At 68.0% G+C, this 21,980-nt stretch carries 15 protein-coding genes and 2 pseudogenes; 4 read left to right on the top strand and 13 right to left on the bottom strand.

Features of this window, described 5'->3' with window-relative positions; genetic code table 11:
- Positions 1-240 precede the first annotated feature (240 nt).
- Positions 241-432 (top strand): hypothetical protein, encoded by a 192-nt coding sequence (locus VQ03_RS35215; RefSeq protein ID WP_053078391.1) that lies wholly within the window; start codon positions 241-243, stop codon positions 430-432.
- On the opposite strand, the pseudogene VQ03_RS31485 reads toward VQ03_RS35215, so the two are convergent.
- Both VQ03_RS31485 and VQ03_RS31480 read right to left on the bottom strand, forming a co-directional pair.
- A pseudogene (locus VQ03_RS31485) lies at positions 342-527 on the bottom strand (helix-turn-helix domain-containing protein); the annotation flags it as partial. The gene VQ03_RS35215 and the pseudogene VQ03_RS31485 sit on opposite strands and share 91 nt — an antisense overlap.
- A gap of 389 nt (positions 528-916) precedes the next feature.
- Positions 917-3,964: a DUF4214 domain-containing protein gene (locus VQ03_RS31480; RefSeq protein ID WP_167376054.1), complete on the bottom strand. Its 3,048-nt coding sequence runs from the start codon at positions 3,962-3,964 to the stop codon at positions 917-919.
- Positions 3,965-4,787: 823 nt separating this feature from the next.
- Here VQ03_RS31480 and VQ03_RS34445 point away from each other — a divergent pair.
- Positions 4,788-5,096: pseudogene (locus VQ03_RS34445) on the top strand (SOS response-associated peptidase); the annotation flags it as partial.
- 744 nt (positions 5,097-5,840) lie between these two features.
- Here the strand turns inward: VQ03_RS34445 and VQ03_RS31475 are convergent.
- The 8 genes from VQ03_RS31475 to VQ03_RS03850 form a co-directional block, all read right to left on the bottom strand.
- The gene (locus tag VQ03_RS31475; RefSeq protein ID WP_245291951.1) at positions 5,841-6,101 is read right to left on the bottom strand and encodes a hypothetical protein; all 261 of its coding nucleotides are present in this window, start codon (positions 6,099-6,101) and stop codon (positions 5,841-5,843) included.
- A gap of 297 nt (positions 6,102-6,398) precedes the next feature.
- Entirely contained in the window at positions 6,399-8,057 is a 1,659-nt protein-coding gene (locus VQ03_RS30840) for a Tle-like phospholipase domain-containing protein (RefSeq protein WP_053078390.1), read from the bottom strand.
- Between the two features lie 61 nt (positions 8,058-8,118).
- Positions 8,119-9,018, bottom strand: coding sequence for an alpha/beta hydrolase (locus tag VQ03_RS03875; RefSeq protein ID WP_048449547.1), 900 nt, complete (start codon positions 9,016-9,018; stop codon positions 8,119-8,121).
- A 700-nt stretch (positions 9,019-9,718) separates the two neighbouring features.
- Positions 9,719-10,915 carry a metallophosphoesterase gene (locus tag VQ03_RS03870; protein WP_048449546.1) on the bottom strand — a complete coding sequence of 399 codons (1,197 nt, stop codon included), beginning with the start codon at positions 10,913-10,915 and terminating at the stop codon, positions 9,719-9,721.
- A gap of 474 nt (positions 10,916-11,389) precedes the next feature.
- Positions 11,390-12,415, bottom strand: a complete 1,026-nt coding sequence (locus tag VQ03_RS03865; RefSeq protein WP_048449545.1) for an LLM class flavin-dependent oxidoreductase — start codon at positions 12,413-12,415, stop codon at positions 11,390-11,392.
- A 202-nt stretch (positions 12,416-12,617) separates the two neighbouring features.
- Entirely contained in the window at positions 12,618-13,646 is a 1,029-nt protein-coding gene (gene trpS / locus VQ03_RS03860; RefSeq protein ID WP_048449544.1) for a tryptophan--tRNA ligase, read from the bottom strand.
- Between the two features lie 195 nt (positions 13,647-13,841).
- Positions 13,842-14,765, bottom strand: a complete 924-nt coding sequence (locus VQ03_RS03855; protein ID WP_048449543.1) for an amidoligase family protein — start codon at positions 14,763-14,765, stop codon at positions 13,842-13,844.
- 11 nt (positions 14,766-14,776) lie between these two features.
- Positions 14,777-16,072: an adenylate/guanylate cyclase domain-containing protein gene (locus tag VQ03_RS03850; RefSeq protein WP_053078389.1), complete on the bottom strand. Its 1,296-nt coding sequence runs from the start codon at positions 16,070-16,072 to the stop codon at positions 14,777-14,779.
- Between the two features lie 219 nt (positions 16,073-16,291).
- Between VQ03_RS03850 and VQ03_RS03845 the strand changes: the two genes are divergently transcribed.
- Positions 16,292-16,756: a CopG family transcriptional regulator gene (locus VQ03_RS03845; protein WP_083467760.1), complete on the top strand. Its 465-nt coding sequence runs from the start codon at positions 16,292-16,294 to the stop codon at positions 16,754-16,756.
- 32 nt (positions 16,757-16,788) lie between these two features.
- Positions 16,789-18,141: an extracellular catalytic domain type 1 short-chain-length polyhydroxyalkanoate depolymerase gene (locus VQ03_RS03840; RefSeq protein ID WP_048449561.1), complete on the top strand. Its 1,353-nt coding sequence runs from the start codon at positions 16,789-16,791 to the stop codon at positions 18,139-18,141.
- 3 nt (positions 18,142-18,144) lie between these two features.
- On the opposite strand, the gene VQ03_RS03835 is transcribed toward VQ03_RS03840, so the two are convergent.
- The 3 genes from VQ03_RS03835 to VQ03_RS03825 all read right to left on the bottom strand — a co-directional run.
- Entirely contained in the window at positions 18,145-19,821 is a 1,677-nt protein-coding gene (locus VQ03_RS03835) for an ABC transporter permease (protein WP_048449560.1), read from the bottom strand.
- Between the two features lie 117 nt (positions 19,822-19,938).
- On the bottom strand, positions 19,939-20,952 hold the full coding sequence (locus tag VQ03_RS03830) for an extracellular solute-binding protein (protein WP_425350028.1): 1,014 nt from the start codon (positions 20,950-20,952) through the stop codon (positions 19,939-19,941).
- 111 nt (positions 20,953-21,063) lie between these two features.
- Positions 21,064-21,980: ABC transporter ATP-binding protein (locus tag VQ03_RS03825; protein ID WP_048449542.1), on the bottom strand; the 917-nt coding region annotated here is incomplete at its 5' end.

Below are 21,980 nucleotides of genomic sequence, written 5' to 3'. Positions count from 1 at the left end.
CGGCCTGCCCGACATCGTCCGATACGGCCCGGCCCGCAGCGGGCTGGAGCGGACCGGCGACGCCCCGGCCCTGCGGCACGTGCTTGCTTTCCAGCACGCCCATGCCCGGGCGCGGGACGCCGTTCACGCGCCCTTCGACACTACCGCCTCGCCGCCGCCCTCGCTCCCGAGCCGGCCATCCTCGGGCAAAGCCGCCCCGACCTCGGCCGCCAGCTCGACCCTGCGGCTCACACCGAGCTTGTGCCGGGGGATTACGATGCGGCTCTCATCATTGCCGACGGCCTCTCGGCGACGGCCGTGGACCGCCATGCCCTGCCACTCCCCGCCGCCTGCCGCGAGTTGCTGGAGCGGGGCTCCTTCGGCCCCATCCGAGCGTCCCTGCTGGTCTGGCGGGAGCGCCACTCCTGCACGGTCGTCGGGCTGACCCCATAGCGCTTAGCGGCGGCTCTCACGCTCTCTTGACGAGCTTGGATTGCCCGACGGACCGTCTCGGTCGTTGTGGCGCTGCCGTGGAGAACCTGTCCCATAGCGCGTCCCTCCACGCGGCAGCAGTCGCACCACCATATTGCGGGACCGGATATCAGCTCCTCAACCAGAAGAAGTTCTTCTCGAAGTCGAAGTCTCTCAGCCCCGCCGGCAGACGCCCAGCGGGGCTTTGTCTCGCACGCTTGGCTGCTGCAGGACTGCACGATCGCTGGATCTGTGCGCATAGAAACGGCGTGTCATGGATGGGGTGTTGGAAGAGTGTTCCCCCCAGGTGTCGGGACCGAAGACGAAGAAGCCCGCCCGGGTTACCCCGTGGCGGGCTTCGTCGTTTTCGGTTCCACGCTCAGCTTCCCGAATCACCGCTTTCTGGAGATGGCGAACCGATCCATTTGCGCCCTAAATAGGACAGAAAATAGCGAGTACAACACGGCTATAAAGTTATGCCATTGTTGACATCGTTTGCCGTCTTTATTTGATGCTCGATAGACTCAGAAAATCCTACTACGACACCGGCTCTGTCCAAAGCGCCGCTATCGAGCAATCCTACCCAGCTCGAAAGACCGCCAGAGTCCGGAACTCGATCAAGGGCGTTGTTATACAGCAATTCAACAAAATGCGCATTATCGACCGTACCATTTTTAGCTTGATATTCGGGCGAGTTAACAAGTCCATCCGCAACTTCCCGCAAGGTTCTTCCCGTCGAAATGAGATCACCCCAATTCTTAAGGCCGGCAGCATCCGGCGTCCGATCGAGCGCGGCATAGTATAGCCGTGCCACTGAGGCTATAGAGTCGTCAACATCCCAAATTCCAGCCTCGACTTCTTGGGTTGTCCGCCCAACATGCTCAGGAGACTCTGAAAATCCTACCAGAACTTCAGATCGGCTAATGGATCCTGCATCAAGAGCGCGCGTCCAATCGTTGAGACCCGATGAATCGGGCTCCCGACCCAAGACATCCTGATACAAGCGCTGGACAAAGGCACCATTGGTCAAATTGCCATATCTCTGCTGGAACTCTGAGGAGTTCAGGAAGCCCGACGCTATATCAAAAATTCCTACGCCCCTCGTCAGGGCAGAGGACCAGCTGTTCAAGCCGATGGAGTCTGGCGCCCTTTGTAAGGCGGCTTTGTAGAGCCTATAGACCGCCGCTACCGGATCTGTGACGTCAGATACAAATCTACCGTCGGTAAATTTCAATATCTCGACGGATCTCACTATGTCAGTTCCCTCTGGTCCACTGATGTTGCGCTCGGCCAGATCACCGGCTACAACATTCTGCTTCCAGAAACTGTCATATACGGCTGTATCTATTCCTTCTCCGCCATCAATTGTATCATCGCCAGTGCCCCCGCTTAGTAGATCGTTGCCACCAAGGCCAGAGATTTCGTCCCCGCTCCCTGCGCCGAAAAGTTTGTCATTCAAGGGCCCGCCGATCAATTGATCGTCAAGTGCAGATCCAAGATCTGTTATCGGCACATCGTAGCTATCGACCGCAAATATCTGGCGAAATGAATCTTGTCCATGCAGCTCTAAGGTCGATAAAATGCCTCCAACAGGATCAAATAGTTCAATAGTCCCTGATTCTACACTTTCGTAACGACCATCAGCGGGAAGGGCCAAGCTGACGAAGGCCGTCTGCTGCCCTGCCGCAAAAGTTACCGTGCCTTGAGGCAGAGCCCCACCGAAATCTTCAGCGCTTAAGGGTGAGGTGCCAGTAGGCACGAGACGCCAACTTACAGCCGCAGGTGCGCCGGCATTTCCGAGTCTCGTAATGTCTATTCCAAGAGATCCAGCTTCTAAGCCGCCGCCTTCGAGGATAAGATCGCTCTCCAAACCTAGAGAAAATGCATTGAGGTCATTCAGATTTATTTCATTGAAATTGACTATTGCGGATCCGCTGCGCCCGAATGTATCGGATACAACCGCCGTCACAGTCTCATTGGTGGTCGCCGTGAAATAACCCGCCGAATTTATCGATGATGCCGTGTCTCGGTATTCAAAGTTTTCACCATTAGCGCCTATCAGCCTTATGACAGGATCGACATTTTCGGGATCATTCGAAATAGCTGTCAAAGCATACGTTTTGCCGGCGACCAAATTGAGTTGAAAGGTCGCGGGTGTGCTAGCGTCAAAGGCTCCAAGCACCTGTTGCGCGGGCTGTAGTGACGCAACGGCTGGAGCGGTCGCACCACCCACACCATCGCTCGCTATGAATGGTGTCGAGGCTGAATTCGAGATTGAAAAATTAGAATTTAGCGGAGCGAATCTTAGCGCGGTAGATCCCGCACTGCGATCAACAAAAACTTCCCACGCAGTACCCGGATCGACATTTCCCGAAACAACTATGGTCAAAAATCCGTTAGTGGAGTTGCTTATTGTAAAATTTCCAGCCTTGCCGCCCGAGATCAGGCCGCCGGTATCAGCATAAGTTGTTGCCCCATCAAAAATCTTTAAGCCATCCGGGATGGAGTAAGCCTGGAAATTATAGGTGATCGCATCTCCAGACTTGACCGGCACAACCCGGCGGAATATGAAATTCGCGCCGCTCGCGCTAACGGGAAAATCGCCTTGATCCTTAAAGGTTACATCGGCCACGCTGGGGGGACCGGCTGATGTTATTAATATCTTGGGCTTATTCACATAATCTGAATATAGACGCTCGTTTCCATTTGCGAACGGACTGTTGATTGCGTAATCTTTGATCTGAAAACGAGCTAATTCGTCGCCTTCAGATTCATTGTCGGAGACTACATCAAGTACGAATGAACCAGTTGTCTGTCCTTTCGGTATTTTTACATAATAACCCGATTCGAATTTATCTGTTTTCAACGCTGCGTTTGATACGTTTCCTAAATATCTTAAATCATCGGAAGTCGAATTTGGTATCGGATTTTTTACAAATTTGTAATCATCGTCGTCGGCGACTGAACCTGGCACAAGGCCGATATTCATCCAGATGTCTTTAGAGATCGACTGGTTGAGATTGACATTTATTTCAAATCTTGTTCCTTCCTCCGCTTCTGTCTGTGTCGAGCGGATGGATGTAAAGACAGGAAAATCACCGGATACATCGATCTGAAGATTTTGTACGCCCTCGGCACTATCGCGCATAAAGGCTGCGATATTGTTCAAGAAAGGAAGATCCGCGACAAGGCAGCCGAAAGAACTCGCTGAAATCGCATTGCCAGAGCTTGCGGACTGTGCGGTGTGTAACTGGACAGCTTGCCGGCCGATAGGATCTTGAATGAAATCGAACATAGTAGTAGGGCCGCTTCCGAAATCCCTACTGCTGAGTGACGCATAATAAGTTCCGGACTCCCAGGGGATTGCGTCGTCCCATCCAGCCCTCGCCGACGAATATTTTAGCTCATCATTATAATAAAAATTCATTGCTGCAACGCCATTGTCAGAGCGTACAACTGATAATCTATAAGGAGAATTTGTGTTGATGTTGATAGGCGCTACATTCTGTACCATAACTATGTTTCTCCCTTTGTTTGACAGTTATCGTGATAGATCGTTGCTGCTTCTCGTGAATTGACATCATAATCGATTTATAATTACAGATATATATTATAATAACTATTGTTTATATAATATTTCATTCGCATCATAATCTTTTTTGAAAGAACACTGCATTTAATCAATGAGATAAGCTGAAATTTGAAGGTGAGTCAACGGGGTAATTTCAAGCCCGCAAGAGGCTGGCAATAATCACAAGCTTAGAAAATCGCGTTATTGGAGATCGACTTAAAAATAATTTGATATGGTTAGACCATGGCAATCTATGAATAAAATACCCGCTAATTCATAATCACGCGCCGTACTTTGCATCGCTAGCGATGAAACCACATGCTATTCAGGTCGGCCACGCCATCCGATGCAGATGGGACGATTTTTCTATTCAGAGACGTGGCGGAATTAGAAGCATGTACGAGACAAATTCGAAATGACGTAGGCGATTCTATGCGCCAGTATACCTATTCCGGCATAGGGCCTGCGCCTAAAGGAGTAGGCGCTGGTCACATCGGCTGGCTCCCGTGCAGCCGCTCCCAAGTCACCGCGAGACAATCTCCATTTCAGGAGGTACGTTCAGTTCGATGGTCGTGCATCGTCAGCGTCTGGGCCAATCGTGCGCTTCAACGCCCCGCTTTCCGTCGGCACCACGTCCCGTTGCCGGGCGGCAACCGCTTCCGGTGCACCTCGACCGTCTGCACCATGAAGGTCGCCCGCATCCCGATCTCCTGATTCCGCCGTCCCCGCGCCGCGCGGCCCCGAAGCTCGGCCTTGACCGGGAACCATCAGGCGGCCCTGGACGGGCGTGCGAGGTCCGAAGCGGGACGAGCCGGCGCCAGAGGAGCACCGGCTGTTCTCGTTCCTGACGACGGAGGCGAACGGTGTGGTGGGGCCTGTGCACCCGAAGGCAGCGCCGGTGCTTCTCACCGCTGCAGAGGAGTGGCGCACGTGGCTTGAGGTGCCCGTCGAGGAAGCGCTGCAGCTGCAGCGCCCGCTCGCGGACGAGACGATGGCCGAGGTGGCCCGAGGTTCGCGCCAGGATGGGATCCGAGATCAGGTTGCTCCCCCGCTCTCTCGCGACCTGGTCGGATAATGCCGGAAAGCCGGCAGGGAAGGGGCGGGCTCCGTGCAACAAAACGTCCAACAGCAATTCGGAGCGCTGACATAGCGCCCCTCAGCATCAAACACTGAGATTGCTGGGGCTAAGCGCTTGAATCCCACCCATTCCGCCACGCTATAGCCAAGTCTCTGAACCGTCGAGAAAACGTTGACATGCAAGGGGTTTAGCCGCCACCTGTGCGACAGGCCCCCTTGCGACGGGCCTCGAAACCCGCCTGGTACGCCGCCAGAACATTGACGACACCGGCGAGCCGGGAGCCGGTGGCGCGGATGAGAGACGGGTGAAGGCCGAGACCGGAAAGCGGGTCATGCGGTCTATCCCGATCTTCAGGCACATCGGGTTTCCGGCGTTCGCAGAGGCAATGCGGGGCGGAGGGGAGAGCAGAGCCCGTTTTCCGAATCGAAGCCCGATGCTCTCGGCTATCTCCCAGACGTCTTCTCGCAGCGAGTCGACGACGAGCGCGGCTTTGTCGGGACGCTCGACGGGGACGGGAAGGGGCCTCCTTCCACAATTCCGGCACGAGGTCCGGGGCACGCTCAGAGAGGCCGGGATCGGCCTTGAGAGGATCCCGACGTCGGGCGGATGAAGCAGGGATCACGAGGGCGAGGAGGCGGACTATACGGGCCTAGAACTCACGCCTCGCCACACAATGAACGTCAAATATTAAATGAAAATTCCAGCGATAGCCGAACAGAATAGGCCAATCGGCCTTTGATGCTACGCAGCCTTCGACGGCGACATCCTGTTCCGCTCATGCATGTCAACGCGCTGGACGGCCCATTCAAGAGCATCCTCAGGCGTCGCAAAGGTGAGGGTACCGCCTGCGCGATGACACAGACCGAATGCGGCCTCTAAACACCAGCGCCCCCAAAGCGTCTTGTCGAGGTCTTCGTGACGTTCGATGCGGGCCACGACACCGACCAGCTTCTCGTCCACGAATAAAAGATAGCCCTGCTGATCAGGGCTGGCCGTGTTCACCAAGAGAGGCTCACACCGGGAGGTGCGTGGGGTCATCGAACTACCTACGATCCAATCAATGCGGACACTGTCATATTGTGGACCCCCCTTCCCAGAATTAACAAATAGCACACAATTGGCTAAAGGTACGAGCGTGTGGCTAATGGTACGAGCGTGCCGGCAGCCGTCGGCACGCTCGCGATCGATGGAAGGAGGGTCCACTGGATCCCAGAGGAACCCGGCGCATCTCGCGATGGGGGTCGGGGTATCGGCCGGCCTCCCGCTGCGGGCAGTGAGCGCCGTGTCGCCGAGCCTCTATCAGCTGAAGGCCCCGTCCGCCGGCGCCGTGCGGCCCTCGTAGATCCCGTAGGACAGGTAGTGGAGCAGGGGATTGAGGCCGGCCTGCGCCACGTCGGGGTTCTGCGCCAGGTAGAGGTCGGTGTCGAAGGCGCGCGAGGGGTCCCGGCCCTCCCGCCAGCCATAGGTGGCGTAATGCGCGAGGGGATCGATCCCCGCGGCTTTGACGTCGCCATAGGCCGCCAGGTAGCCCTCGGTGTCGAAGAGCGCGTTGCCGTCGCGTCCCTCGCGCCAGCCGTCGGTGTCGTAATGGGTTCGCGCGAAGGCGAGGGAATCACCCGTCGTCAGGGCCGCCGCCGCCACGTCGGGATTGCTCAGGAGGTAGTATTCCGCGTCGAAGCCCCCGGCGGCGGCGAGGGCTGCGGCCTGGCCGATCGCCGTATAGGTCGCGCGGCCCTCGTAGCGACCGTAATCGAGGTAATGCGCCAGCGGGTCGAGGCCCGCCGCCTTCACGTCGGGATTGCGGTCGAGGTAGAGCCGGGTGTCGAAATTGGCGCCCGGATCGCGGCCCTCGCGCCATCCCGCGGCATGGTACTGGGCCAGCGGGTCGGTTCCGGCAGCGGCCACGTCCGGGTTGGCGGCGCGGTAGCCGAGGGTGGAGAAGAACGGGTTCGGGTCGCGGCCCTCCCGCCAGCCATAGGTGCCGTAATGCGCCTCGGCATCGAGCCCCGCCGCCCGCACGTCGGCGTAGCGGAGGGTGTAGAAGGCATCGCTGACCAGGCCGCTGCGGTCGAAGAGGTCGCCGTAGAACTGCAGGTACTCCGTGCCGCCGATGATCCGGCTGGCATCGACTTGGACCGGCGCGCCGGAATTGAGGGAGGGCGAGAACTGGTCGCCGTAGAAGGTCAGCGGATGGAAGGCGGCGGCGAGCGCGCCCACCTCGGCGAGGCCGAGGGCCGGGTCGAAGCTGCCGGAGGTGACGTCGAACTTCTCGGTCGCGGTGATCAGCAGGCGGCGCTCGAGCTGCCCGGCGATCTCGCCGGAGGCACTGATGTAGCTCGGTTCGCCGACGCGGCGGATGTCCTTGTCGAACAGGAACGCGCCCTCGTAGTTCCTGGGCGTCGCGCTGTAATTGCCGACCGGATCGCCGTAGGTGACGTAGTTGGCGAGGTTGTTGCCCGGCGAGACAATGTATTGCTGGTTGAGGCCGGGCGCCGCGAAGGTGACGCCGCCGAGGCCGAGCTGGGTGGCGACGTAGGCGGCCTCGGCGGCGCCGAGCGAGTGGCCGGTGACGACGACGCGGTCCTGGGGAATGCCCCGCTGCCGGGCGGCGGCGACCACCGTCTCGGCGAACCCGACCGCCTGGGTGAGCGCCTCCGGCCGGTCGCCGAAGAAGAGCGCGAGATCCGCCTCGATCTGGGCCGCCAGGAAGTCCGGGCGCTGGAGGAGGCCGGACGCGTCGGTGCCCTCGAAGCCGATGACGACGGTGGGGGCGTCGCCCCCGGTGACGAAGGCGGCGGCATGGAACCCGGTCTCGCCGTCGAGGCCGCTGTCGAATTGCCCGGGCGCGTAGTCGAAGGTCTGGAGGCCGGCCGGAAGCGGCGGCTGGGCGTTGCTGTCGTCCTCGCCGTACATCCAGCTCGACACATCGAAGTAGTTCTTCAACGTCGGTGCGGTCATGGCAGGGCCTCCGGGCGATGTGGGGATGCGGGTGGGATCGGCGAGGGTGCGGCGCGGCCGGTCATGGATCCCCCGCACCGTCGAGATGCGACCGGATGAACGACCCCGCCGCGCGCAGGGCGGCGCGGCCCTCCTCCAGCTCCGGGTGGAAGAGGTGCCAGGCATGGATCATGTGCGGCCAGACCTGCAGCGTCACCGGCACGTCCGCCGCCCCGGCCACGCTCGCCAGCCGGAGGGCGTCGTCGAGCAGCACCTCGGCGGACCCGACCTGGATCAGCATCGGCGGCAGGCCGGCGAGATCCCCCTGGATCGGCGAGACGAGCGGGGATCGCGGATCGGCGCCGGCCAGGTAGGCGGCCGCGAGCTCGGCCAGGTAGGCGCGGCTGATGAGCGGATCGACGGCGGCCTTGCTGGCCAGGGTGCCGCCGGCGAGCGTGAGATCCACCCAGGGCGAGGAGAGCCACAGGCAGCGCGGCGGCGGCAGGCCGGCCTCGCGCAGCGACAGCAGGGTGGCGAGGGCGAGGCCGCCGCCCGCGCTCTCCCCGGCGAGCGCGATGCGCTCCGGCGCGATGCCGCGTTCGAGGAGGAAGCGGTATCCGGAGAGGGCATCCTCGAGCGCCGCCGGGAAGGGGTGCTCGGGGGCGAGCCGGTAGGCGAGGGCGAGGGTGCGCAGGCCGGCCTCCCGGCCGGCCCGGGCCATCACGTGGCGGTGGCTGGCGAGCGAGCCGGCCATGTAGCCGCCCCCGTGCAGGAACAGGAGCGCCCGCGCCGGATCCGCGGCGGCCGTTCCCGTCCATTCGGCGGGCACGCCCCGGGCGGTCACGCGCTCCACCGTCACGTCGGGGGGCAGGACGTAATCGGCGCCCAGGCCGTCGAGGCGCTCGCGCCGGGCCGCGAGGTCTCCGGGGCGCGGCCGCGCGGCGAGGCGGGCGCGGATGCGCTCGAGTTCGGCGATCGACATCGGGGCTCCTCGCGACGGGGTTGGGAGGCCGCGGCGGCGCGCCCGCCCCGGGCTCCGCGGGCGGAGGGCCGGCGCCGTCCGTTCCTCGCATCGCCACGGGGTCGATGGTCCGCGCACCGGCGGTTTGTCCCGCGGCCATGCGCATCCGGTCCCATGCGCATGGGCGGCACGGGCCGCGGGTCGAGGCCATGGCGAGAATCGGCGGCACGAGCGGTCCGCACCCGCAGCGCCAGCCATGCATCGGGCATGCAGGTGCTGCTGCGGATCATTGCGGCCCCTCTCATGACTATTCTGTCGATTGTCGCCTTCGACAGCCCGGTCGGCACGACGAGATTCCGACCGAGATGAATATTTCGGCTCTTGTTCCGAGACACAAGTTGCAAAATTGCACCATCGTCGTCGTAGACCGGGAGACGTCTTCGTCTGCTTTGTGCGACGGACTACCACTTTGGAAGGAGGGATGGATTTCCCGGATCATCCCGATGATGCTCGCCACCACCCTGCATGATGACGATCAAGATCGGCGTCCGGGCGGAAGCGAGGCGGCATCCTTCGTCGATGCGAGACGGCCTCCGGGGCGCAGGGCCTCCTCACCGAGGCGGCGGTCGGCTCCCTCGTCCGAGGCGCGGGGCCCCCGCCCGTGTCGAGCGGGCCTCGGGCGGAGCAGGTCGGGCAGGCGGGCGTCGCGAGAGGCCGGCGGTCAGCTGCGGCCGTCGGCCCGGGGCGCGGCCCGCAGGGTGAAGCGGGTCATCTCGGAGGGTCGGCCGAGGCGGAGGGCGAAGCCGGGCCAGATCCCGGTCCCGTTGCCGACGTAAAGGGTCATTCCTCGGGGAGGCTTGCCCTGGACGGTCTCGCCTTGGACGCTTTCGCCTGCGAGGGGCTTGCCCTCGACCTCGTAGCGGCCCGAGACGAAGCCGTTGTTGCCGCGCGCCACCAGCCGGTCGAGGCCGAGGATCATGCCGCCATGGGTGTGGCCGGAGAGCTGGAGCGCGACGCCGCGCGCGGCTGCCCGCTTCGCGGCCCGGGGCTGGTGGTCGAGGAGCAGGATCGGGGCACCGGGCGGGGCGCCCGCGAGCGCCGCCGCGAGGTCGGGGCCGGCCTCGCCCGAGGCCGGGGCCGAGGCGTCGGTGACGCCGGCGAGCACCAGGCGCGCCTCGCCGCGGGCGAGGACGGCATGGGCGTTCGGCAGCATCCGCAGGCCGAGGCCGGCGAGATGGCGCATCCAGGCCCGGTAATCGAAGAAGTACTCGTGGTTGCCCGGGATCGCGAAGACCCCGTCCGGGGCGCGCAGGTCGCGCAGGGGCGCGACGTCGTCCCGGCGCATCGCCACCGAGCCGTCGATGAAGTCGCCGGTCACGACGATCAGGTCCGTACCGGCCGCGTTGGCGCGCTCCACCACGGCGCGCGCCCAGGAAGCCGGGAACAGGCGGCCGAGATGCAGGTCGGTGAGCTGGAGCAGCCGGTAACCCTCGAAGGCGGGCGGCAGGCCGGGAATCGCCACCTCCACGTCCCGGACCGGCGGCACCCGCACGGCGCCGGCGACCCCGAGGGCGGCGAGACAGGCCGCGAGGCCGGCCGCCCCGAACCGCACCCCGTCCGGGATGGTCACCATGCTCCGGTGCAGCAGTGCCGCCGCCAGGGCGCCGAGATCGAGCGCGACCTGCAGGACGGCGAGGAGCAGGATCGCGCCGAAGGCCCAGTTGAGCAGCAGCACGACCGCACGGGGGAATTCGGGCGCGAAGACCGAGCCGGAGGAGAGCCGGTTCCAGAGGTGGAACTGCGAGGCGAGGAGCAGCAGCACGGCGAGCGCGCCCTTGGCGGCGAGCGGCAGGCCGAGGGGCACGAGCCAGCGGGCGATCACCAGGAGGCACGGCGTCGCGAAGATGAGGTGGAAGATGGCGGGTCTCCTGTGGTCGGTCCGGTCCGCCTCTCCCGTACCGGCCAGAAGGCGCGACGGGGAGGGGCGTGACGGGGACCGGCAGGGACCGGCATGAGGCGATCCGACGCCGGGCCGGCCCGTCGGTGAGGCGGGGACCTAGAGCAGATTCCGCAAAAGCGGCCACCGGTTTTGCGGCAAAAATCTGCGACAAAACAAGAAGCCAAGCGGACGAAGCGTTGGCCTGCCCACAGTACACGACACAGCAGGTTGCGCGGTGGGGGAGCGAGGGCCGAGAGCATGAACCCTCCCCCGCAGAGGGGGGGAGGGTTCTGCTGGCGCGGCAGCCGTCGCTCCCCCAATCGCGCAACCTGCTGTGGCGTGTACCGTGTGGCCTGCCAACGCAAGTCTGCTTGGTGTCTCTCACGAAACTCCCGATCGCTGTCGTCCCTCGCTCTAGCCGCGTCAGCGCAGCGGGAGTTTTGTGAGGTGCACTTAGCCCAGCATCTCCCGGACCAGCGGCGCCACCCTGGTGCCGTAGAGCTCGATCGAGCGCATCAGCCGGTCGTGCGGCAGCGGGCCGGCGCTGTACTTCAGCTGGAACCGGCCGAGGCCGAGGGCCTTCACCGTCGCGGCGATCTTCCTCGCCACCGTCTCCGGCCCGCCGATATAGAGCGAGCCGTGATCGGCCTCGCGGTCGAATTCCTGGCGCGTCATCGGCGGCCAGCCGCGCTCGGCGCCGATGCGGTCGCGCATGCGCTTGTAATCGGCGAAGAACTCGTCGCGCGCGCCCGCATCGGTCTCGCCGACATAGCCCGGGGAATGGACGCCGATCGGCCGGACCGTCCGTCCGAGCTGGGCGCAGGCCCGGTGGTAGAGATCGACGTAAGGGCGGAAGCGCTGCGGCTCGCCGCCGATGATGGCGAGCATCAGGGGCAGGTCGTGATGGACCGCCCGCACCACCGAGTTCGGGCTGCCGCCGACGCCGATCCAGGTGGTGGGCGGCGTCTCCGGCGTCGGGAAGACGGAAAGGTTGTCGAGCGGAGCCCGGGTGGTGCCCTGCCAGGTCACCGGCCCGCCGGCCAGCAGCGCGGCGAACAGCTCCAGCTTCTCCTCGAACAGGGTCTCGTACTGGTCCAGCGGGTAACCGAAGAGCGGGAACGACTCGGTGAACGAGCCGCGGCCGAGGATCACCTCGGCACGGCCGTTCGAGAGGCCCTGCAGGGTCGAGAAGCGCTGGTAGACCCGGACCGGATCGTCGGAGCTGAGCACCGTCACGGCCGAGCCGAGGCGGATGCGCTCCGTGCGCCCGGCGATCGCCGCCAGCACCATCTCGGGCGAGGAGACGGCGAAATCCTCGCGGTGGTGCTCGCCGATGCCGAAGAAGTCGAGCCCGACCTGGTCGGCCAGGACGCCCTCCGCGACGACGTCGCGGATGACCTGGCCGTGGGCTTGAAGCTCGCCGTTCCGGGCGGTGACATCCCCGAACGTGTCGAGGCCGAATTGCAGGGTCTGTGTCATGGCGGGGAAGATGGACGCGGTCGTTCGGGTTTGAAATGCGCGGAGGCGCAAGGACGGGCTTGCAACCACGCATAGGAAGCTCGACGCCCGCGCCGTTCCCCTCCGCCGCCTCCGATCACCCTCCGCGTCATCCCGCGGACCCGCAGCGGAGGCCGGGATGAACCCGGAGGGTGGCGGTTCCCTCGAGCGGGACGGTGGGCGTTTAGAGCCGGAACAATCCGAGCGCGTCCTGCACCGCGTCCCTCGTGGCGGCGGTGACGGTCCGGGCCCGCGCGGTGCCGGTCCGCAGCACGTCCATCACGCGGTCCGGATCGCGGGCGATCGCCGCCCGCCGCTCGCGGATCGGCCCGAGGAGGTCGCGCAGCACGCCCGCGAGCCGGCCCTTGAGCGCGGAATCCCCGAGGCCGCCGCGTCGGTAATCGGCTTTCAGGCCTGCGACCGCCTCCGGATCGGGATCGAAAGCGTCGAGATAGGTGAACACCACGTTGCCCTCGACCCGGCCGGGATCGCTGGCGCGCAGGTGGCCGGGATCGGTGTACATCCGCCGAACCGCCGCGGCGATCTCGGCGTCGGAGGCGGAGAGCGGCACCGCGTTGCCGCCCGACTTGCTCATCTTCGCCCGTCCGTCGACGCCCGGCAGCCGGCCGACCTCCGGGATCAGCGCCCGGGCCTCGGGCAGGAGGTCGTGGCCGAGCTTGTCGGCAGCGTGCCGGTTGAGGCGGCGGACGATCTCGTTCGCCTGCTCGATCAGGGGCGCCTGGTCCTCGCCCACCGGCACCAGGGTCGCCCGGAACGCCGTGATGTCGGCGGCCTGGGCGGCAGGGTAGCACAGGAAGCCCGCCGGGATGTCGCGGCCGAAGCCGCGGGCCTGGATCTCGTCCTTGATCGTCGGGTTGCGCTCCAGCCGAGCCACCGTGACGAAGTTCAGGTAGAGCAGGGTCAGCTCGGCGAGCGCCGGCAGGGCCGATTGCACGCAGATCGTCGTGATCGCGGGATCGATGCCGACCGCCAGGTAATCGGTCGCGACCTCGATCACGTTGCGGGCGATGCGGCCCGGATTGTGGGCATTGTCGGTCAGCGCCTGCGCGTCGGCGAGCAGCAGGTACTGGCAGTGGCTGTGCTGCAAAGCCACGCGGTTGCGCAGCGAGCCGGCGTAATGGCCGAGATGCAGGGGGCCGGTGGTGCGGTCGCCGGTGAGGATGACGGGCTTGGACGGCGCTTCGACGGACATCGGGGCTCTTTCGGAGAAAAGCCGCCGCGCCGAGGGATGCCGGTAGAACCAGAACGACCGTGCCCACCAGACGGCGGCATCGGTCGTGACAAGATGACGACGGGCCGCTTCCTTAACGGAAGCACCACCAGACGGTCGCGCGGGGGGAGCGGCTCTCGGTCATCGGAACAAGCTTAAGCGGGATCCGCAGGCCGCTCAAGCGGGATCCGGCCTCGCCCCCTGCGGGCTCCCCGCCGCCGCCATCTCCTCCACCCCCACCCACAAGTTCCAGGCCGGCGCCAGGCTCCAGCCCGCCAATCCCACATGCGCCTGCGGCATCCGGTAATGCAGCACCGGGCGCGGGCTCACCTTCTCGTCCGGCGGCAGGGCCGCCCGCACGCCCGCCTCGTCGCGATGGGCGAGGATCGGCAGCAGGTCGAGGCCGCGGTGGCGGGTCGGGTTGGCGGCGAGGTAGTCTCGGGACAGGGCGTCGAGATCGGGCCGGTAGGCCGGGTCGAGCACCTGCGCGATGTAGGGCGCGGGAAAGGGCGGCGGCAGGCCCCGGGCGGCCAGGAAGCCGCCCGCCGCCGTGGCCCTGCGCAGGTCCGCCTCGCTCCGCAGGTAGGCCCGGAGCAGGCCCGTGAGGGTGGCGGCGTCGAGGTCCGGCGGCTCGACGTTGAAGTGGAGCCCGAGGGAGCCGAGCAGCACCGCCCCGCGCCCTCGCCCGCCTGCGGCATGCAGCAGGGCGGCGAGGCGGTCGACCTCGGGCAGGCGATCGAGGGCGAGGGGGCCGGTGATCAGCTCGCGCGGCACCACCGGGCCGAGGAGGGCCGCCAGCGACCGGCCGGCGGCGCGGACCGGCAGGCCGGGAGCCGAACCCTGCGCCGGCGCCCGGCGCTGCGGATGGGCGGCGCGCAGGTCGAGCTCGACCCGGATGTCGCCGAGCGCCGTGCCTTCGAGCCGGAAGGCGTGCGGATCCTCCTCGGCGAGGCGCCCGCCGAGGCCGGCGGAGAGCGCCGCGGCGGCGACCCGGGCCGAGGGGCCCATGAACTCGATCTCGACGCCGACCCGGCGCGGCGTCCCGTCGGCCCGCAGGGGACGGGGCGGCAGGCGAAAGCCGGCCTTGGACGATTCGGTCATGCGGGAGGCGCTCACGAGGCCGAAGCCGGGACAGGCAGGGGGGCGGGCGAGGGGGCCGGATCCAGGCCGAACAGGTCCGGGCAATCCTCCTCGCCCGGTCGGCGCGGCAGGCGGCGGGCCGGGGGCGCGGCCGGGCCGAGGAGCCGCATCACGCGCTTCGAGACCGCGACGGACAGGTTCTCGCGCTTGGCCCGGGCCTCGACCCGGGCGAGCGCGTTCATGGCCGGGCCGAGCACCGTGAACTCGGCCCGCAACCCGTCGTCGAGCACCCCCACCAGCACCTCGCCGGCATGGAGCGAGGCGGTGAGGGCGAGGCACGGCAGGCCCTCCTGCCGGCGGGCCTCGTTCATCCGGTGCATGCGCGCCTCGATCTCCTGCACGCAGGCCAGGGCCGCCGCCGCCTGCTCGGCCGGCGCACCGCCGACGAACTGGGCCAGAACCCCGTCCCCGACATACTTGTCGACGAGGCCGCCATGGTCGGTGACCGCCGTGTGGGCGAGCGCGCGGACGCCCAGCAGCCAGTCCAGCACCCGCGCCTCGCCCCAGCACCGGGTGAGGGCGGAGAACCCCCGGATGTCGAGGGCGAGCAGGCAGGCGTGGCGGGGCCGGAGCGCCGTCGGCCCGTCGTGCCGCACGAGGTCGATCCCCGCCGGCACGAAGCGCGCCAGCGTCGCCCGCTCGTGCTCCAGGCGCAGCATCGTGGCGAAGCCCCGGCGCAGGCGCAGCGACCCCTCGATCACGAAGGCGCTCGCCACCAGGAAGGAGAGCAGCCCGAAGACGTGCGGCGCCGCCGGCGGCAGGCCGAGGCCCGGATCGAGCAGGCCGAGGCCGAGCGCCCCGGACCACACCCCCGCCACCAGGGCGGCGAAGACCACGGTGTGGCGCGGCCTCAGCGTCAGGCCGGATTCGAGCAGCAGCAGGAAGGCCGGCAGGCGGCTCGCCAGCGTGCCGGGCTCGTCGGCCGCCTCGGCCGCCGCCATCATGTATTCGAGCACGATGTAGGCCGCGAGCGCCCCGTCGAGGAGGGTGGCGATCCAGGCCAGGCGCCCGCTGTTGCGCCGCCGCGCCGTGACGGCGAGCCAGAGCGAGGATGCCGCGTAGCCGCCGAGGATGAACCAGTGGCTGCCGGCATGCAGCACGCCGTCGCTGAGATGGGCCGAGACCGCCAGGACCAGCAGCATCACCAGCCGCATCGCCAGCACGCGCGTGGCGGTGCCCGCGGCGAGACCTTCGGCCAGGTTGGGCTCGTATTCGGCGAGGCGCGGCGCCCCACCCCGGTCCGGCGGGCTCGGATGTCGTCTGCTCATGCTGGGCCAGCCTTACGCGGGGCACGGGGATGCGTCGAGGCAAGATGGTTTTCGCCCGCCGCCGGCGAAGACCCCCGAATGGTCCGGGTCGCGACGCCGCCGGTGCCGGAATGCCGAACGGGCCGGACCGCCCATCGTTCCGCCTGCCCGGAGCCCCTTGCGGGCAGCCTCACCCGTATCCATCTCCAGACCATCCGGTTGGATGGTCTGGAGATGGCGATGGCGGAAGATGGCCCAGAAACGCGGCCCAAGGTAGCCGAGCCCGGGCTGCCCGGACCCAAGCTGCCCGGACCCAAGCTGCCGGACAGCGAGAAGGTGACGGTCAATCTCGGCTTCGTCGATCTCGGCCGCATCGACCTGATGGTGCGGGACGGGTTCTACGCCAACCGCGCCGACTTCATCCGCACGGCCGTGCGCAACCAGCTCGACCGGCAGGAGGAGGCGTTGCGCCAGTCGGTGGCGCGCCGCCAGCTCAGCCTCGGCCTGACGCACATCACGAAGGCGGAGCTCGAGGCGGCGCGGGCGGCCGGGACGCCGCTCAGCATCCAGGTCCTCGGCCTCGCCAGCATCGCCGACGACGTCACGCCGGAACTCGCCCGGGCGGCCATCGCGTCGATCCACGTCCTGGGCGCCTTCCACGCCAGCGCCGCCGTCAAGGCGGCACTCGCCGACCGCATCGCCTGACCGACCCTCTCTCCCAGCACAGGATCATGATCATGACCGCATTCAAGGGCTTTCCCGGCGGCGGCCCCTTCGGCCCCGCCGTCGACATGGCCGAGGTGACCCGCCTCACCCGCGCCGGCCGGCTCACCGAGGCGGTGGCGCTGATCCAGGGCCGACCGGCGCCGGCCGAGCCCGCCCGCTCGTCCGGCCCGCAGGGGGCCGAGCCCGCCATCGACCTCGTGGCCCCGGGCGAGCCGGGCGGCGCCTGGACGGTCCCGGGAGAGGCCGGCGCGCCGAACCTGTCCGACGTCCTGCGGGATATGCCCGAGGCCTTGCGGGATATGCCCGAAGCCCTGCGGGGCTTGCCTGAGGCCCTGAAGACCTTTCACCCGCCCGGCGGGCTGGCCGAGGGAGTCTTCGGCAAGGGCCTGGCCGGCGGTCTGGCGAGCGGACTGGCGGGCAACCTGGCCGGCAACTTGGCCGGCAACCTGGCGGGTCATCTGGCAAACGGCCTGGGCGAGGGCCTGAAGCCCCGCCGGCCGGTGCCGGTGCCGGAGGGCGCCCGGTTCGAGGAGCGGAGCTTTTCCAGCACCGCGGGCAGCCGGACCTACAAGGTCTACGTGCCGAGCGGCCACGCGGGGCAAGCCCTGCCGGTCGTGGTGATGCTGCACGGCTGCACCCAGGACCCCGACGACTTCGCCCTCGGCACGCGGATGAACGAGCAGGCCGAGGCGCAGGGCGCGATCGTCGTCTATCCACGCCAGGAGCGGTCGGCGAACGCGCAGAAATGCTGGAACTGGTTCCAGCCCGGCGACCAGGGCCGCGGCGCGGGCGAGCCGGCGCTGATCGCCGGGATCGCGCGTGCGGTGGTCGAGGAGTTCGGGGCCGATCCTACCCAAGTCTACGTCGCCGGGCTCTCCGCCGGCGGGGCGGCGGCGGCGATCCTGGCCGCGACCTATCCGGACGTGTTCGCGGCCGCCGGCATCCATTCGGGCCTGGCCTGCGGCGCGGCCCGGGACCTGCCCTCGGCCCTCGCGGCGATGGGCCAGGGCGCCGCCGCCCCGAAGCGGCCGGGCCCGGCCGTGCCGACCATCGTCTTCCACGGCGACGGCGACCGGACGGTGAACCCGCTCAACGGCGAGCAGGTCGTCGCCCAGGCGATGCCGGGGGCGGCCCTGACCCGGAATGTGACGCGGGGCGAGGCGCCGGGCGGGATCGCCTATACAAGGACGGTCCATGCGGATGCGCGAGGGAAGGGGCAGGTGGAATCCTGGGTGCTGCACGGGGCCGGCCATGCCTGGTCCGGCGGCAGCCCCGACGGCTCCTACACCGAGCCGCGCGGGCCCGATGCCAGCGCGGAGATGCTGCGGTTCTTCCTGGAGCATGCCCGCGCCGGGACGCCCTGACCCTCACGCCTTCGGGGTCGAGACCCGCAGCAGCAGCGCGACCGGCAGGAGCCCGACCGCGACGATGAGGAGGGCGGCGACGGCGCCGTCCTCGTAGGTGCCCCGGGCGGCCTCGCCGTAGAGGTGGGTCGCCAGGGTCTCGACGTTGAGCGGGCGCAGGATCAGGGTCGCGGGCAGTTCCTTGACGCAATCGACGAAGACCAGGAGGGCGCCGCCCAGCACCGCCGGCCAGGTCAGCGGCAGGTGCACCTGCGCCAGGGCGCCGGCAGGTCCCCGGCCGAGCACCCGGGCGGCGTCGCCGAGCGAGCGCGGCACCCGGGCGAGCCCCGCCTCGCTGCTGCCCGTCGTGACGGCGAGGAAGCGCACCACGTAGGCGTAGACGAGGGCCGCCCCGGTCCCGAGGCCCATCGCGGCGAGGGGCAGGCCGGTGAGCGCCCGGCTCGCCCCGTCGAGCAGGCCGTCGAGGGCGGCGAGCGGCGGCAGGAGGCCGATCGCCAGGATCGCGCCGGGTATCGCGTAGCCGAAGGTGGCGCAGCGCAGCAGCATCCCGCGCCAGCGCCCGCCGAGGAGCCGGGGCCCCGCCGCCACCAGGAGGCCGAGCGTGGTGGCCACCAGCGTCGCGAGGCCGGCATAGAGCAGGGTGTTGAGGCTCTCCGACAGGATCGCCCCGGACAGGCCGGCGACGTGCAGGCGCCTGACGGCCTCGACCGCGAGGTAGCTCGCCGGCGCCAGGAAGCCGAGGGCGACCGGCACGAGGCCGGCTCCCAGGGCGACGAGGGCCGCCGGCCCGGCGAGGATCGTGCGGCTCATCCGCCGCGGGCGCTGCGCCGCCCCGGCATAGCCCCGCCCGCGCCGGGCCCGGCGCTCGACCGCGATCAGGCCGAGGCAGGCGGCGAGCATCACCAGCGCCAGGCCGGCGGCGCCGGCCAGGTCCGAGCGGTTGACCCAGGTGTCGTAGATCGAGACCGTGAGGGTGCGGACGCCCAGGAACTCCGCCGCCCCGATGTCGTTGAGCGCCTCCAGCAGCGCCAGGCTGGCGCCGAGCGCGATGGCGGGCCGCGCCAGCGGCAGGGCGACCCGCAGGAACACCGCTCCCGGCCCGGCCCCGAGGCTGCGCCCGGCCTCGACCAGGGTCGCCGACTGCATCAGGAACAGCGCCCGGGTCGGCAGGTAGACGTAAGGATAGAGCACGAAGCCGAGGAGCAGGATGCAGCCGGGCAGCGAGCGCAGGTCCGGCAGGATCAGGTCGCGGGGACGGGCATAGCCGAGGAGGGCGCGGACCGCGCTCTGCACCGGGCCGACCGGGTGCAGGAGGTCGAGATAGGCATAGGCCCCGATATAGGTCGGCACGGCGAGAGGCAGCAGCAGCGCCCAGTCGAGCAGGCGCCTCCCCGGGAACTCGTAGGCGGCGACGAGCCAGGCCGCCCCGGTGCCGACCACGACGACGACCGCCCCGACCCCGGCGAGCAGCAGGCCGGTCTCGACGAGGGAAGGGGGCAGGACGTGGGCGAGGAGGTGGGGCCAGAGCCCGCCGGAGCCCTGCAGCGCCTCGACGGCGAGGGACGCCACCGGGGCCAGGACCAGGAGGGCGGTGAGGCCGGCGGCGAGGGTCCAGGCCCTCAGCCAGGGACCGTGCGGCCGGCCGGCCGCAGGGGAGCGGAGCCGGGCGGGCAGCCCCATCCGGCGCAGGGCCGCCGGCGGGCGCGACGGCACGAAAGCTCCTCCTTCCACGGTGGTCGCCCGCTCCGCTGTCCTGGATGCTGTGGAGGATGCCCCGGAGACGGGGCCGCCTGGGCCTTACCGATCGAACCCGACCTTGTCGACGAGCAGGCTCGCCGCCTTGCGGTTGCGGGCGATCTCGACGAGCGGGGTGGTGTCGATCTTCAGCGGGCCCAAAGCCGTGAGCAGCGGGTCGACCGCGACGCCGGGCTTCACCGGGTACTCGTAATCGGCCTTGGCGTAGAGGCCCTGCGCCTCGTCGGAGGCGAGGTATTCGAGCAGCTTGACGGCGTTGTCGCGGTTCGGGGCGGACTTCGCCACCACCGCGCCCGAGACGTTGACGTGGGTGCCGCCGCCCTGGAAGGTCGGCAGCACCACCTGGATGCCCTCGCCCCACTTCTTCTGCTCCGGGCCGCCCCGGCCGCTGCGCATCAGGCCGACATAGTAGGAATTGCCCAGGCCCACGTCGCAGAGGTCGGCGACGATGTCGCGGGCGACGTCGCGGTCGCCGCCGCCGGCCTTGCGGGCGAGGTTGTCCTTCAGACCGCGCAGCCAGGCCTCGGTCTTGGCCTCGCCGTGCTTGACCAGGTAGGCGGCGATGAGCGCGGTGTTGTAGGGGTGCTGGCCCGAGCGCAGGCAGACCTTGCCCTTCCATTTCGGGTCGGCCAGGTCCTCGTAGGTCAGCCCGGCGAGGTCGCGCAGGTCGGGATCGGCATAGGCCACCCGGGCGCGGGTCGAGAGGGCGAACCAGCGCCCCTCGGGGTCGCGCAGGCTCGCCGGGATCGCGGCTTCGAGGGTGGGCGAGCGCACCGGCTGGGCGAGGTCGCGGTCGACGAGCTCGATCAGGTTGCCGATATCGACCGTCATCACGATGTCGGCGGCGGAGCGGGCGCCCTCGGCGGCGACGCGCTCGGCCAGGCCCTTGTCGACGAAGACCGTGTTGACCTTCACGCCGCTCGCCTTGGTGAAGGCGTCGAGGAGCGGGCGGATCAGGCCGGGCTCGCGGGTGGTGTAGAGGTTGACCTCGCTCTCCGCCCGGGCAGGAGCCGCGAGGGCGACGAGACCGAGGAGCGCGAGCGCGGTGCGTGACAGGGACAAGGGGCGCCTCCCGAGAATGGCGATCCCCTTGAGAAGCAATCCCGAAACAAAAGCAAGCACGCTAGATTTTAGTTGTTTCAATGTAAGTTCCCGCACGTCTCGGGACTAGGCCGCCTCCTCGTCGGGCAGGACGAGCACGGAATCCGGCACCAGCGTCACCCCGACGGCGTCACCCGGCCCGTAGGATCCCGGCCCGGGCAGGCGGGCGCGCAGCGGCCCCTCCACCCCCGGCACCCCGAGATGGACGACGCAGGCCGCCCCCAGGAAGGTGCGGCGGGTGACCTGGGCGGCGATGCCCGTGCCGGGCTCCACCACCCGCAGGGCCTCGGGCCGCAGGCAGACCCGGACCGCCGCGCCCTCCGGCAGGTGAGGGGCCGGCACGGCTCCCAGCGGCGTCTCGGCCTGCCCGGCGGCGATGCGGGCCGGGATCTCGGCGGCATCGGCGAGGAAGCGGGCCGCGAACAGGCTCTCGGGGCAGCGGTACAGGGCCTCGCCGGTGGCGACCTGGACGATGCGGCCGCGGCGCATCAGGGCGATGCGGCTCGCCACCGCCAGGGCTTCCTCGGGATCGTGCGTCACCATCAGGGCGGTGGTGCCGGTGCGGCGCAGGAGCGCCACGGTGTCCTCCCGCACCCGGTCGCGCATGCGCCGGTCGAGGTTGGAGAACGGCTCGTCGAGGAGCAGCAGCCGCGGCCCCGGCGCCAAGGCCCGCACCAGGGCGACGCGCTGCTGCTCGCCGCCGGACAGGGTCTGGGGGTAGCTGTCGGCATGGGCCGCAAGGCCGACCTGGGCCAGGAGCTCGTCGGCCGCCTCGCGGGCGGCGGGCGGCTGGCCCTTGAGGCCGAAGCGGATGTTCTCCCGCACGGTGAGATGGGGAAACAGGGCGTAGTCCTGGAACATCAGGCCGACGCCGCGCTGCTCCGGCGGCACGGCGGTTCCCGGCCCGGCGACGAGGCGCCCGTCGAGCCGCACCGTGCCGGCATCCGGCGCCTCGAGCCCGGCCACCACCCGCAGCAGGGTGC

The sequence above is a fragment of the Methylobacterium tarhaniae genome (assembly GCF_001043955.1).
Lineage (GTDB): Bacteria > Pseudomonadota > Alphaproteobacteria > Rhizobiales > Beijerinckiaceae > Methylobacterium > Methylobacterium tarhaniae.
Note: the sequence above shows the minus strand (reverse complement) of the source record. Positions and strands in the feature narration are given on the sequence as shown.